This is a genomic window from Actinotignum vesiculae (assembly GCF_051267215.1).
Lineage (GTDB): Bacteria > Actinomycetota > Actinomycetes > Actinomycetales > Actinomycetaceae > Actinotignum > Actinotignum schaalii.
In genome coordinates this window covers 19,821-32,408 of the sequence record NZ_JBOZGG010000002.1, presented here as the reverse complement: position 1 = coordinate 32,408, position 12,588 = coordinate 19,821, and the positions used below count along the sequence as shown (strand labels likewise).

General features: G+C 62.7%; 13 protein-coding genes. 2 read left to right on the top strand and 11 right to left on the bottom strand.

Translation table 11 applies throughout. From position 1 onward, the window contains the following. Nucleotides 1-8: 8 nt before the first annotated feature. From rnc to ACRQHG_RS01355, 6 genes are read right to left on the bottom strand one after another with little or no spacing between them, the layout of a single operon-like run. Nucleotides 9-788 carry a ribonuclease III gene (gene rnc, locus ACRQHG_RS01380; RefSeq protein ID WP_435713278.1) on the bottom strand — a complete coding sequence of 260 codons (780 nt, stop codon included), beginning with the start codon at nucleotides 786-788 and terminating at the stop codon, nucleotides 9-11. Nucleotides 789-799: 11 nt separating this feature from the next. After that, nucleotides 800-1,360: a YceD family protein gene (locus tag ACRQHG_RS01375; RefSeq protein ID WP_435713279.1), complete on the bottom strand. Its 561-nt coding sequence runs from the start codon at nucleotides 1,358-1,360 to the stop codon at nucleotides 800-802. Continuing rightward, complete coding sequence (locus tag ACRQHG_RS01370; protein WP_435713280.1) at nucleotides 1,360-1,953, bottom strand: F0F1 ATP synthase subunit B family protein; 594 nt, start codon at nucleotides 1,951-1,953, stop codon at nucleotides 1,360-1,362. Before ACRQHG_RS01370 ends, ACRQHG_RS01375 begins: the two co-directional genes overlap by 1 nt. Then, nucleotides 1,950-2,423, bottom strand: coding sequence for a pantetheine-phosphate adenylyltransferase (gene coaD / locus ACRQHG_RS01365; protein WP_016442914.1), 474 nt, complete (start codon nucleotides 2,421-2,423; stop codon nucleotides 1,950-1,952). The genes ACRQHG_RS01370 and coaD overlap by 4 nt, the downstream gene beginning before the upstream one ends. A 48-nt stretch (nucleotides 2,424-2,471) precedes the next feature. Then, a complete protein-coding gene (gene rsmD, locus ACRQHG_RS01360; RefSeq protein ID WP_435713281.1) occupies nucleotides 2,472-3,101 on the bottom strand; it encodes a 16S rRNA (guanine(966)-N(2))-methyltransferase RsmD in 630 nt (209 codons plus the stop codon). A 3-nt stretch (nucleotides 3,102-3,104) separates the two neighbouring features. Continuing rightward, a complete protein-coding gene (locus ACRQHG_RS01355) occupies nucleotides 3,105-5,318 on the bottom strand; it encodes an ATP-dependent DNA helicase RecG (RefSeq protein ID WP_435719386.1) in 2,214 nt (737 codons plus the stop codon). A gap of 349 nt (nucleotides 5,319-5,667) precedes the next feature. Here ACRQHG_RS01355 and rpmB point away from each other — a divergent pair, with 349 nt between their 5' ends. Further along, entirely contained in the window at nucleotides 5,668-5,859 is a 192-nt protein-coding gene (rpmB, locus tag ACRQHG_RS01350) for a 50S ribosomal protein L28 (protein WP_016442917.1), read from the top strand. Nucleotides 5,860-6,050: 191 nt separating this feature from the next. Here rpmB and ACRQHG_RS01345 read toward each other — a convergent pair whose 3' ends face one another. The 5 genes from ACRQHG_RS01345 to ACRQHG_RS01325 form a co-directional block, all read right to left on the bottom strand. Beyond that, nucleotides 6,051-6,782, bottom strand: a complete 732-nt coding sequence (locus ACRQHG_RS01345) for an SDR family NAD(P)-dependent oxidoreductase (protein WP_026429463.1) — start codon at nucleotides 6,780-6,782, stop codon at nucleotides 6,051-6,053. A gap of 48 nt (nucleotides 6,783-6,830) precedes the next feature. Beyond that, nucleotides 6,831-8,060, bottom strand: a complete 1,230-nt coding sequence (locus tag ACRQHG_RS01340; RefSeq protein ID WP_435713283.1) for an L-lactate MFS transporter — start codon at nucleotides 8,058-8,060, stop codon at nucleotides 6,831-6,833. A 395-nt stretch (nucleotides 8,061-8,455) separates the two neighbouring features. After that, a complete protein-coding gene (gene adhP, locus ACRQHG_RS01335; RefSeq protein WP_026429465.1) occupies nucleotides 8,456-9,472 on the bottom strand; it encodes an alcohol dehydrogenase AdhP in 1,017 nt (338 codons plus the stop codon). Between the two features lie 235 nt (nucleotides 9,473-9,707). Further along, on the bottom strand, nucleotides 9,708-10,766 hold the full coding sequence (gene thiL / locus ACRQHG_RS01330) for a thiamine-phosphate kinase (RefSeq protein WP_435713284.1): 1,059 nt from the start codon (nucleotides 10,764-10,766) through the stop codon (nucleotides 9,708-9,710). Beyond that, entirely contained in the window at nucleotides 10,767-11,849 is a 1,083-nt protein-coding gene (locus ACRQHG_RS01325; RefSeq protein ID WP_435713285.1) for a D-alanine--D-alanine ligase family protein, read from the bottom strand. Nucleotides 11,850-11,945: 96 nt separating this feature from the next. Here ACRQHG_RS01325 and ACRQHG_RS01320 point away from each other — a divergent pair, with 96 nt between their 5' ends. Next, entirely contained in the window at nucleotides 11,946-12,587 is a 642-nt protein-coding gene (locus ACRQHG_RS01320; protein ID WP_435713286.1) for an AMIN-like domain-containing (lipo)protein, read from the top strand. Nucleotide 12,588 lies beyond the last annotated feature (1 nt).

Sequence of the window (12,588 nt, the reverse complement as noted above, 5' to 3'; positions counted from 1 at the left end):
CCTACCTACTAGGATTCCGCGCCGGCAGTGCCCTCGGTGGCGGATGCACCCGTGCCGGGAGCTGCGTCGTCGTTCTTATCCTCAGCCACCGCTTGTACTTCGCCTTTCTCGATCAGATCGGCGAGAATCCGGTAGGAGGCTTCCGCGGCGGCGTGGCGTGCGTTCTTTTGCGAGGTGCCTTCGCCGCTGCCCCATTCGCGCCCGGCCATCGACGCAATAGCCGTGAAAACGCGGGCGTGGTCCGGGCCGGTGGAGCTGAGTTCAAACTCCATGGTGCCGTCCCAACCCAGGCCGTGCGCGAGCTCTTCGAAACTCGTTTGCCAATCGAGGTTCGGGCCCAGCACGGAGGCGTCTTTGATCTTGGAATCGAGGAGCCGGTCCACGATTTCGCGAGTGGGTTCCATCCCGTGTTCCAGGTAGGTGGCGGCGATCAGCGCTTCCACGGTATCGGAAAGGATGGAGTCCTTATTGCGCCCGCCGGAGCGGTCTTCCCCGCGGCCCAGGCGCAGGGAATCGCCCAGGTTGATGCGTCGCGCCACATCGGCGAGCGCCTTTTCGGAAACCGCATAAGTTTTCATCTGGGACATATCACCTTCGGAGGCGTCCGGGTATTCCCGAAAAACTTTCTCCGCGATAATGAGGCCCAAAATGGAGTCACCTAGGAATTCCAGGCGCTCGTTATGAGGTTCGTCGTGTTCAAAAGCGAAGCTGCGATGCGTGAGGGCGCGGCGCAGCAGCGGCCGGGGCAGGTCAATTCCCCACTGTTCCACTAATTCGCGATAGGCCATACGTACTTCACTTACTCCTGTGCTCGCAGCTGGGCTTCCAGCGCATCCAGGGCATCTGAGCGCAGCGGCGGGGCCTCGTGGTGGTGCCCTTCGGGCAGATCTTCCAGGCGTTCCCCGCAGCCGGCGCACAGGCCCTGGCAGGTGGGCGAACACAGCGGCTGGAAGGGCAGGTTGAGCACGATGGCATCGCGCAGCACCGGTTCCAGATCCACGTGGTCATCCTCAATAACCGGGTGTTCTTCGGCGTCCTCATCCCCTTCGGCGATGAGTTCGGCGCGCCGCTGCGGATAGTAGGCCAGGTCGGATACGTCCTGGGTGCGTTCTTCGCGAATATCACGCAGGCAGCGCGAGCACTGGCCCGCAACCGTGAAATGCACCTGCCCGCCGATGTACACGCCTTCGGAAACCGAGGTGAGGCTGAGGTCCACATCCAGCTCGGATCCGGTGGGGACGGTCATGAGCTCGATACCCATATCCGCGGGGGCGGCAAAGGTTTCCCGCACCGGCATGAGGGAGCCGTCGCTACGCGGTAAATCGTGCAGCGACACAACAAAAGGACTGCGAAGGTCCACTATTCCTCCTCGGAATGATCAAAAACAGCGTCGGTGGTTTCTTGGCGGCTGGCGAGGACTTCCCGGCCCGCGTAAATCTGCGCGAGGGCCGCATCCATTTTTTCGTGCGCGGCCCGCACGGCTTCTTCCAGCGCAGCGGCCACCCCGTTGACCTGGCCTTCTAGGGTGGCGAGGGTGGAATCGGAGTAGTGGTTGGCGCCTTCGCGCAGCCGTTCGGCCTTCTGCTTGGCTTCGTCCTCAATCCGGGCGGCCGTGGAGCGCGCCGCGATGGTGATGGCGTCATTGGAGACGAGCCGGCTGGCCTGGGCGCGTGCTTCGGCCACGATATTTTCGGCATCCTGGCGGGCCGAAGCAATAATACTGGCAGCTTTCTGGCGCCCGGAGGCGCGCACCGAATCGATATCGGCCAGCACATCATCGGCGCGGAGCACCTGGTCAGGTACCGCATCGCGGGCGAGCTGGAGCAGGTCACGCACCTCGGATTGGTTGATCATCACCGAGGCGGACATGGGGATGGACCGGGCGTTATCCACCAGGGCGAGGAGCTCATCGAGGATCTCCACCACCGATTCCCCGCGCGTATCCTGAGTCATTGCATCTCCTCTTCCAAAGCCCGCGCCACCCGCGCGGGAACGAAACTCCGCACGTCACCTTTGTGCCGTGCCACATCTTTGACCAGCGAGGAGGCAATATGGCCTTTCGCCGGGTCCCCCACCAGGAACACCGTTTCGATGCCCGATATTTCCCGGTTCATGAGCGCCATGGGGTATTCCGCGTCCAGATCCACCGCGGAGCGCAGCCCCTTGACGATGGCGTCCGCCCGGATATCGCGGCAAAAATCCACCAGCAGCCCGCCGAAATCCTCCACCCGCACATTGGCCATATGGCGCACTTCTTCGCGAATGAACTCCACGCGTTGCCGCGGCGAAAAAAGCGGATTTTTCGAAGAGTTATGCGCGACCAGAATAACAACCTCGTCAAAGAGGGAAGCGGCGCGGGCAAAAACGTCGAGATGTCCGAAAGTGACGGGATCGAAGGATCCGGGGCAGACTGCAAGCGTCATAGTTATAGCCTAATCTTTCCTGAGGCGCTCGGCCTAGTCGACGCGCGATTATTGCGCGCTCTCGGCCGCTGCGGGGCGCTCGCTCGCCGCCGCGGTTGCGCCGGGCGCCGCCGTTTCTTCGCCTTCCGCGCCCGCGCTGCGCTGCGCCGTCCACAGCGTCGCGGTCCCATAGCGGCGCGAATCATCGAGTTCCCAGCCCTCCGGCCAGCTCGGTTCCGGTGAGGAGCTATCGCGTTCCACTACGACGACGGCGTCCGCGGCTACATGCGGGGCCAGGCCTTCGAGCACTTTCGTGATCTGTGCTTCTGTATAACGGTAGGGCGGATCCACGAAAACGGCGTCGAAACGATAATTCGGTTCCTGGGAGAGATACTTTTCCGCTTTCATCCGCACCACGGTCACATCGAGGTGGGCGCGGGCGGCGTTGTCACGAATAATGCTGACCGCCGGCCCTTCCGATTCCACCAGCACGACGGCGCGCGCCCCGCGGCTTTTCGCTTCCAACCCCAAGGCACCCGAGCCGGCAAAAAGATCCAGGACTTCCCCATCGGCAATAAAGCCGCGATGGTCGAGCCGGGAAAATACCGCTTCGCGTGCTTTTTCTGAGGTGGGGCGGGTTCCCGAACTCGGCACCCGCAGAATATGCCCCTTGGCGGTTCCGGCAACAATACGTGTCATTGCTTATCCCCTTTCCAGGTAGGTGGCGCGCTCGGTATCCAGCGCATCCGCGGCCCGCTCCAGTTCCGCCGGCAGCGCGCCGCGTTCCACGAGGTCCGTGGCGGCGGCGCGCGCGGTAGCGATAATATCAGCGTCGCGCACCGCGGAGAGGAAACGCAGGTGGGAGGTGGTTCCCGCCTGCCGCGTCCCCAGCACATCACCTTCGGAGCGCAGCTCCACATCTTTTTCGGCCAGCGCGAAACCGTCCGTGGTGGCGGCGAAAGCCGCGAGGCGTTCGGCGGCCAGGCTTCCTTCCGGGGCGCCGCTCACCGCCAGGCACAGCCCGGCTTTGCTTCCGCGCCCGATGCGCCCGCGTAGCTGGTGCAGCTGGGACAGCCCGAAGCGTTCGGCATTCATAATGATCATCATGGTGGCCTGCGGAACATCCACCCCCACTTCGATAACGGTGGTGGAGACGAGCACCGGGACCCGCCCGGCCGCGAAATCCGCCATGGCGGCATCTTTTTCCGCGGCGCTCAGCCGCCCGTGCATCTCCCCCACCGCGATTCCCTCGAATTGAGGCAGGGCGCGCAGGCGTTCGGCCAGTTCCGTAACGGTGGCCAGCGTACTTTCGCTGCCCGGGTCCTCCACGGGCGCGGCTGCGTCGTCGTTCTCACTAATACGGGGAGCGAGCACGTAGACGCGCCCGCCGTCCGCAATTTCTTCCCGAGCGCGCCACCACATGCGCGCGATCCAGTTCGCGCGGTTTTCCGGAACGACGACGGTGGTCACCCCGGCGCGCCCGCCGGGCAGTTCGCGCAAGGTGGAGACGGCCATATCTCCGAAAACGGTCATGGCGACGGTGCGCGGGATGGGGGTGGCGGTCATGACGAGGGTGTGGACGCCGCGCGCGAGGCTATCGCGCTGGTCCACCCCGAAGCGATGCTGTTCGTCCACGACCGCCAGGCCCAGGAAGGGAATCTGGACGGTCTCGGAGAGCAGCGCGTGAGTGCCGATAATAATGCCGGCTTCTCCCGAGGCGATCCGGGCCAGGGTGGCGCGGCGCTCGCTGGCGGTCAGCGATCCGGTGAGGAGTTCCACCCGGGTGGAGTGCCCGGCTGCACCCAGCATCCCGCCTGCGCCCAGGTCGCCGAGTAGTTCGCGCACGCTGCGGGCGTGCTGGGCGGCCAGCACTTCGGTGGGTGCCAGGAGGGCGGCCTGGCCCCCGCCATCGACCACCTGGAGCATGGCGCGCAGGGCCACCACGGTTTTCCCGCTTCCCACATCGCCTTGGAGCAGGCGCTGCATCGGGGTGGTGGCGGCTAGGTCCGCGGAAATCTCCTCCCCCACCGCGCGCTGCCCGGCGGTGAGCTCGAATGGCAGGCGGGCATCGAAAGCGTCCAGGAGTCCGCCCCGGCGCGGCGGGTAGGCGGTGGTGGGATGCGCGGAGCGGGCGGCGCGGCGCCGGGCGAGGACGGTGTGGAGCACCAGGGCTTCTTCGTGCCGGAAGGGCAGCTGGGCGAGCGCGGCGGTGATGGGCTCCTCGGGGCGGTGAGCCCGGCGCAGTGCCTCAAGCCGAGTGGGCAGGCCGTGGGCGCGCCGATAGCCGGCAGGAAGCAGATCGGGAACATCCGCGCTGGTCAGCCCAGTAAGAACGGTGCTGACCGCCCGCTCGATTTTCCAGGAGGGTAGCGCGGCGCTGGCGTGATAGATGGGGATGGGGCGGCGCAGGCGCTCCACGTCCACGCTTCCCTCGTCTTCCACCAGGTCGTAATCCGGGTGGGTGAGTTGCAGGGTGCCGCGGTAGGAACTCACCGTGCCCGAAAATGTGGCGACTGTGCCGGGTTGCAGGCGCCGTTCGTGGTAGGCCAAAACCCGCTGCGACTTCGCAAAAAAGGTGAGGCTGAGTTCGCGGGCGCCGTCGGTCATAAGAACGGAGAGGATGAAGCCGCGCCGCGCGCGCATGGGCCGCAAGTCCGCGCCCACCACCCGGCCGATCACGGTGACGTCCTCGCCTTCGCGCACCTGCTCGATGGGGAGGAGTTCGCCGCGGCGTGCGTAACGGAAGGGCAGGTGGTAGAGCAGCTCGCCCACCGTGTGCAGGCCGAGCCGCGCGAACGAGGTGGCGCTGCGTTTGCCCAGGGCGCGCTCAAGGGGCACGCTGAGCGCGGTCCACCCGTCCGATACCACGGCCGGGTTGCCGCCTCGCGTCTGTGCCGCCGCCTGCGCGCTGTCCATACTCTTCACATTAACACCCGCGTTATATTTTCCCTAACGGCACGTTGCCCGAACGACCCCTGTCAACACAGCACGTTGCCCGCACGGCACTCGGTGGTGCGCGCCGGGACTCTTATGGTGCGGACCGGGACTCTTATGGTGCGCACCGGCACCGTTACGGCTGTGCATTGTTTGTTACGACGACGCCGCCACTCCCGCCGCACGTGCCCTACGCCACGGAGGGAACCTTTGGCAAGCGCTCTCCTGACCGCTATACTAGTGGAGTTGTAATTTTCCTATGCGCTCAGGTGTATCTACCGAACAGCGGCAGGTGCGCGAGCGGATCCATGATCAACCGAAGGAGAACACCGTGGCTTCTGTTTGTGACGTCTGCGGCAAGCACCCGGGCTTCGGGAAGAGCGTCTCGCACTCGCACGTGCGTACTAGCCGCCGCTGGAACCCGAATATTCAGCGTGTTCGCGCGCTTGTGAAGGGCGCCCCCAAGCGCCTCAACGTGTGCACCTCGTGCCTCAAGGCCGGCAAGGTGCAGCGCGCCGCCTAAGTACTGTGGCTTCGCTGGGCTCTGGCTCGCTCCCGTGAGTTAGCTAGTGCCAGCACAGGAAGTGGTCGGAAACATGGATATTGTTTCCGACCACTTCCTTTTTATCTTTTTAGGCCCGGCACCCCGTATAGCTTGAGAGGAACCCGAAGCTCGGTGATAACCGGGGTGATTCCCGGAATTTCTCCGGCACTTTATTGGATGGTGAAACCGCCATCCACGGTCAGCGTGGTGCCGTTCACGAAGCCGGCCTTGCCGTCCGCCAGGAAGAAGACCGCTTCCGCAACTTCTTCAGGCTGGCCAAAGCGGCGCAGCGGAACCGGATCGGTGGGAATAGAGTCCACAATGCCCGCGACTAAGGGCGTCACGATGGTCCCCGGTGCCACAGCATTGAAGCGGATGCCTTCCTTGCTGTATTCCGAGGCCAGGTGCTTGGTGTAGCCAATAACGGCGTGCTTGGCAGCGGTATATGCGGCCCCGCCCTTGGCAGCCACGATTCCGGCAACGGAGGCAATATTCACCACCGCACCCTCGCCGCGCTTGAGCATACCGGGGAGGACTGCATTCGTCATGTCAAAGACGGAGGTCAGGTTAATAGCCAGGAGGAAATCCCAGCGTTCGCGCGGGGTATCCAGAGATGCCTGGTACTTATCAAAGACACCGGCGTTATTGACGAGCACGTCAATATGCTCAAATTCTTTTTCCACCTCGGCCACGGTAGCGATGATGGAATCGTGATCAGTCAGGTCAATGGTGAAGGATGATGCTTCGCCACCCGCGGCCTTGATCTCTGCCACCGCAGATTTCAGACCGTCCTCATTGACGTCAAGAAGGGCAACCTTGTAGCCGCGCTCCGCGAAGAGCTTGGCTTCGGTGAGCCCCATACCTGATGCTGCTCCTGTGATAACAGCAGTTTTCTGACTCATTTTTTCTCCTCTTATATTGGGTTATACCGCCGCTGGCGGCAGCTTTTATTACTTGGAGCGCCGCTGTGACACGGCGCCTTTCTTCATAACAATTCCGAGAGCAGCGATGGCGGCAACCGTCAAAACCGCTGCCCACATAAATGCCGGGGCGTAGTTGCCACTTTGCCGATAGAAGGCCGCCAGCTGGGGAGCGATGAGGGCAGCAACGGAATACGCGGTGAACATAATGGCGTAATTGAGGGTGGAGTACTTGGCGCCAAATTGGTCAGATACCAACGCGGGGAAAAGAGCGAGTAAGGCGCCACCGGAAGCCCCGACCAAGGCCATCAACGCAAGGAACAAGCCCGCGTTAGTCACCACGGACATGGAGAGCATAGCCGCCACATTGACGGCCATGGCGATCATCAAAGTGATTTCGCGCCCCAATTTATCCGAGAGTGCTCCGAAGATCATTCGACCAATGAAATTGGATAGGGCCACCACGGTCACGGAAATCGTGGCCAGCTCGACTGACATGCCGGCTTGTTCTTTACCGATGGTGGCCGCCGCCCCGAGCATCATCATGTAGGAGGTTCCCGCGCCCACGAAAACGAAGAAGAGTAGCCAGAAGGTCGATGTTTTCATCATTTCTCGCCAGGTGAGCTGCACTCCGCCGGGCGCGGAAGAATTCGTACTGGGCGGGGTCCACCCGGCAGGAATATACCCTTCAGCCGGAGGGCGCACGAATGCCGCGAAGATGAACATAAGGATGGCATAAACAATTCCCAGGACGATAAACCCTGCGAAAACGCTCTTGGCTTCAATAACTGCGGTGGCCACCGGTGCCGCAAAAACCGGACCAACCGCGGCGAATCCGATAACCAAGCCGGAGGCGAGGCCCCGCCGGTCCGGGAACCATTTGAGTACCGAGGTGATGGTGTAGTTATAGATCATGCCACCGCCGATGCCTGCCAGCACCCCGAAGGTCAGCCACATCATTATGACGCTGTTAGCAAAGCCGGTGAGGGCCCACCCAACACCGTAAAATAATGCTCCGGTGAAGACGATACGGCCGGGCGTCACCTTATGGGCTACGGTTCCGACGATAATTCCCATGACCGCAATGAAAATGTTGTAGAGCGTGAAGGCCAGAGTAATCTGCCCCATGTCCCAGCTGGTTTCTTCCATGAGGGGAGAAACGAAGACCGAGAAGGCGGATGTGCCCGATAAAGCAAAGGTGAAAACGCTGCCAGATATGAGGACGAGCCAGCGGTTTGGCGTTGAAACAATCGTTCCCATAGATAATCTCCCAAAGGTGGTAGCCACGAAGTTCGGTTGCCCATTCAACTGAACAAGTAGGCCTTTAGTACTAATGTGACCTAGAGTACCACCGGGTATACCCGCCATGCCACAAAAGAGAGATCAGTATAAGCAGGTCGTGAGAGTATGCAAGCAGGGCGCGAGCAGGCGAGCAGGAGTCGGAAAGCCGTAAAGCGAAGGCCCGAAAGGCCGCAAGCTAAGAGCCGAAAACTGCACAACAAAGAGCCGAAAGGCCGCGACAACGAGGAATCGGAAGGCCGTATAAGCAAAGAGGGGCGGACCCGGATAAACCGGATCCGCCCCTTTTCCGAGTAGGGATATGCAGAAGTCTTCCCGCGGTGACGCCGTGTCACGTGCGGAAGCTTCGCCAGGCGCTACTTGGAGAAATCAACAACCATGCGGCCTTCGATCTTGCCGGCCAGCATTTCGTCGATCATATCGTTGATGTCATCGAGGGGACGGGTGGCCACGATCGGCTTGACGAGGCCCTGGGCCCCGAAGTCGAAGGCTTCGGCCAGATCCTGGCGGGTGCCCACGAGGGAGCCCACCACCTTGATGCCGTCCAGAACGGTGCGGTGGATATTCAGGTCAATGGTGCCCTTCGGGAGCCCGACGCACACCACGGTGCCGGCGGCCTTCATGGCGTCCACGGCCTGGCCGAAAGCAACCTGAGATACCGCGGTCACCACCGCGACGTCCACGCCGCCCACTTCCTTCTGGATCCATTCCCCGGAGTTGATATCCGAGGAATTGACAACGAGGTCAGCGCCGACCTTCTTTGCCGATTCCAGCTTCTCATCATTGATATCCACCGCGACCACGCGGGCCCGGAAAACGTTCTTGGCGTACTGGATGGCCAGGTTACCCAGCCCGCCCGCGCCGTAAATCGCCACCCACTGACCGGGGCGAATATTGCCATTCTTGAGGGCCTTGTAGGTGGTCACGCCCGCGCAGGTAATGGACGAAGCTTCGGCCGGATCCAGCCCTTCGGGAACCTTGACGGCGTAATCTGCCACGACGATGCACTTTTCAGCCATGCCACCGTCAACGCTGTAACCGGCATTTTCCACGTTCCGACACAGGGTTTCGTCGCCCGTCACGCAGTATTCACAGTGGCCACAGCCGCGGAAGAACCAGGCGACAGACACGCGGTCGCCTACCTTGAGCGAGGTGACATCCTCACCGATCTGTTCCACAACGCCCACGCCCTCGTGGCCGATAATGCGGCCGGGCACGTCACCGAAATCTCCGAGCGCCACGTGGATATCCGTATGGCACAGGCCGCAGTATTCGATATCGACGAGTGCTTCGTTGGCCTTAATCGGGCGCAGTTCCACGTCCTTAATGTCAACGTAGCCGTCCGAGGTTTCTCGAACTGTCGCTGCTCGCATTTTCTCCTCCTATTTCAGCGGGAGCATCCTTACTCCCAGTTGATGCGGTGCGGTTCGCCGCACCACTTCTTATTTTTGCGAGCGGCAGCATAATCTTCCAGGGGATAACGTCCTGATTTCGCGCAAAAAATTCGCCTATCCGGATAACGGTGCAGCGGCCCTCACCAGCATCTTCACCAACGGCGGAAATGCTCCGGGCTGCGGTCTAGTTCGGCGTGAGGATTAACGGTGGCGCTCAGCCGCGCCGGAAATGGTCCCAGCCGCTCCCTCGCGTCCAGGTGCGCCCGTCCACGGTGACCAACCCGCCCGGATGTGCGGCTTCTACTGCCCCGATAAGGCTGAAACCTTCCGGGAGATGCGGGATGCGCGCACCCCAGGCCCGTTCCGGGCTCACGTCCATCGTGGCGAGGAAACCGTGATCCTCCCCGCCGGTAAGCACACAGTTATAAGCCCACTCCAGAGGATCGGAACGCCCCAGGTGCCGGGCCACCTCAAGGAGATCATGGGCGTGGCGGGAGAGCGTCTCCGAATGAATATCGATATGCACCCCGGAAGCGGCGGCTATCCGCTGCGCATCGCGAAGCAAACCATCGGATACATCCATCATCGCCCCGCGCAAGCCGGCGCGAACCGCGCGCAGCACCTCGGTCACGGGCGGCCACGGGCGTAGAAAATCCTGAATGAGGCGGGTGGCGGCATCCGGAAAAGCGCCCCGTTCCGGGGCAAAGCCACGGCTGAGCAGTTCGAAGCCGGCCGCGGCCCGCCCCAGATTCCCGCAGTGGATGAGGGGCTGTCCGGGCGCTGCCGCCGAGCGTTGCAGCGGGGTGCGCCCTTCCAGATCGCCCAGAATGGTGGCGCTGATGGCCATATGGCTCCCGCCCACGAGGTCTCCGCCGTCGACCCCACATCCGAGCGGGCCGCAACATTCGGCCAGGCCGCGCGCAAGGTCCCGTACCCAGGCGACCGGCACGTCCCCGGGCAGTTCCATGGCGACGACGAGGGATCGCGGCCGCGCTCCCATCGCAACAGCGTCGGCAATATTTTGGGCGGCCACCCGCCAGCCGACATCGCTCCCGCTGGACCAGTCGCGCCGAAAATGCACGCCTTCCACGAGCATATCGGTGGAGACCGTGACCCGGCCGTCGCTCAGACCGAGCACAGCGCTATCATCCCCGCTGGGGACGATTGTTGTTTCGCCACGCGGGAGCAGCGGCACGATCTGGGCGAGGAGTTCCGCTTCGCTCAGGTCGCGCACCAGGGGCCCGGGCGTATGACTGGCAGCTGGCCGGGGCATTTAGCGCAGCCCTACCCCGCGCGCGAGGGCGAGCTCGATAAGTTCGGAAATGAGATCGCGGTAGGCCAGCCCGGTTTTCTCCCACAGGATGGGGTACATGGACACGGCGGTGAACCCGGGAATTGTATTGTGTTCGTTGACGTACATCTCCCCGGTGGCGGTGTAGAAGAAGTCCACGCGGGTCATGCCTTCGCATTCGAAAACCTCGAAAACGCGCCGCGCCAGGCCCCGCATTTTCTCCGCGTCCGCCTCCGGGAGCGCGGCGGGAATTTCCATGTGGAAGCCTTCGGTGGCCACGTATTTGGTGGCGTAGTCATACCATTGCACGTCCAAAACGATTTCCCCGAGTACGGATGCGCGCGGCGCGGTACCGCCACGCCCGCCGAGCACGGCGCACTCGATTTCACGGCCCGGGATTCCCGTTTCCACAATAACTTTGGGGTCGACGGCGCGCGCTGTGGCAATGGCGGCGTCGAGCTGCGAAAGTTCAGCCACCCGCGTGATCCCCAGTGAAGATCCCGCGCGAGCTGGTTTGACGTACACGGGAAGCTGCAAACGTTCGGCTACTTCCGCGCGCACGCCCTCCGGGTCGGCGTTCCAGCGCTGGGGTTCCACGAGCACGTAGGGCGCAACCGGCAGGCCGGCTGATTCCAGCACCAATTTCATATAGTGCTTATCCATGGCCGCGGCGGAGGCGAAAACTCCGCAGCCCACGTAGGGAATGCCCATCATTTCGAAGGTGCCCTGGATGGTGCCATCTTCACCGAAGGGGCCGTGGAGCAGCGGGAAGGCCACGTCGATAGGCCCGAGGCTGCGCGAACTGCCGTCTTCACCGCGCACCACAAATCCCCCGCCGGGTCCGAAATCTGCCAGCACGCGTTCTCCGTGATATTCCACGTCCGCGCCGGCAGCCACCTCCTCCGTGCTCATGGGAACCCAGATGCCTTCGGTGGTGATGCCGATGGGGATAACGGTGTAGTGCTCCGGGTCAATGGCTCCCAGGACGGACGCCGCGGTGAGGCAAGAGACGGAGTGTTCTCCGGATACGCCCCCGTAGATGAGGGCGACGTGATGTGTGGCCACGAATGGACACCTTTCTACTCAGTGCTGTTCCCAGGGTAGTACGCCGGGCCGCGCGGCAAGGTGACAAACCTGGGCGCGGCCTACTACAGTAAACATATGACACAGAACACAATGAAGTCGTTTCTCCTGCTCGCAGGCGCCGCCGCTCTCACGCTGGCCGGATGCTCCGGGACCGGGAAAGCCGCTCCCGCCAGTGATGGCGCGGCCACGCCGTCCACTCCGGTTGCCGCTTCGTCTGCCCCGGCGATGAGCCAGTCCCCCGGTCTCACACCCAAGGCTGCCGAAAGCTCCGTCAAGGGCTTTATTGAAGGGGACTCGCAGTCCCCGAATTATCCCAAGCTCACCGAGAATTCCGCGGTGCCTACCGCGGTGCGGGTGGCCGGCCACGAGGGCTGGGACCGCGTGGTGGTGGAATACGATAGCGACGCCGATCTGGAATGGTTCAGTTTCTTCGGTGATGAAGCCATTCAGGATGGATCGGGGCGGCCCTTGGATATTCCGGGCAAGCGTTTCCTCACCCTGAGCATTTCCGGGGTGACCTACCCGGAGGATCCGGCGCAGGCGGCGGATCTGTCCGTCCCGAACCTCGGGGGTGCCAAGGTGGTGCAGGGCGTCCACGTGGAGCACGCTTTTGAGGGTATGCACCAGGTCCATATCGGGCTGGATAAGGATCGGCCCTACCGGGTTCAGGTGCTGGAGAGCCCCAAGCGGGTTGTTATTGACGTTGCCAATAACTAAT

Bases quoted from the DNA above. Each gene is read 5' to 3' on its own strand.
- rnc (WP_435713278.1), bottom strand. From the start codon at position 788: ATGGCCTATCGCGAATTAGTGGAACAGTGGGGAATTGACCTGCCCCGG.
- ACRQHG_RS01370 (WP_435713280.1), bottom strand. From the start codon at position 1,953: ATGACTCAGGATACGCGCGGGGAATCGGTGGTGGAGATCCTCGATGAG.
- coaD (WP_016442914.1), bottom strand. From the start codon at position 2,423: ATGACGCTTGCAGTCTGCCCCGGATCCTTCGATCCCGTCACTTTCGGA.
- rsmD (WP_435713281.1), bottom strand. From the start codon at position 3,101: ATGACACGTATTGTTGCCGGAACCGCCAAGGGGCATATTCTGCGGGTG.
- ACRQHG_RS01355 (WP_435719386.1), bottom strand. From the start codon at position 5,318: ATGGACAGCGCGCAGGCGGCGGCACAGACGCGAGGCGGCAACCCGGCC.
- ACRQHG_RS01345 (WP_026429463.1), bottom strand. From the start codon at position 6,782: ATGAGTCAGAAAACTGCTGTTATCACAGGAGCAGCATCAGGTATGGGG.
- ACRQHG_RS01340 (WP_435713283.1), bottom strand. From the start codon at position 8,060: ATGGGAACGATTGTTTCAACGCCAAACCGCTGGCTCGTCCTCATATCT.
- adhP (WP_026429465.1), bottom strand. From the start codon at position 9,472: ATGCGAGCAGCGACAGTTCGAGAAACCTCGGACGGCTACGTTGACATT.
- thiL (WP_435713284.1), bottom strand. From the start codon at position 10,766: ATGCCCCGGCCAGCTGCCAGTCATACGCCCGGGCCCCTGGTGCGCGAC.
- ACRQHG_RS01320 (WP_435713286.1), top strand. From the start codon at position 11,946: ATGACACAGAACACAATGAAGTCGTTTCTCCTGCTCGCAGGCGCCGCC.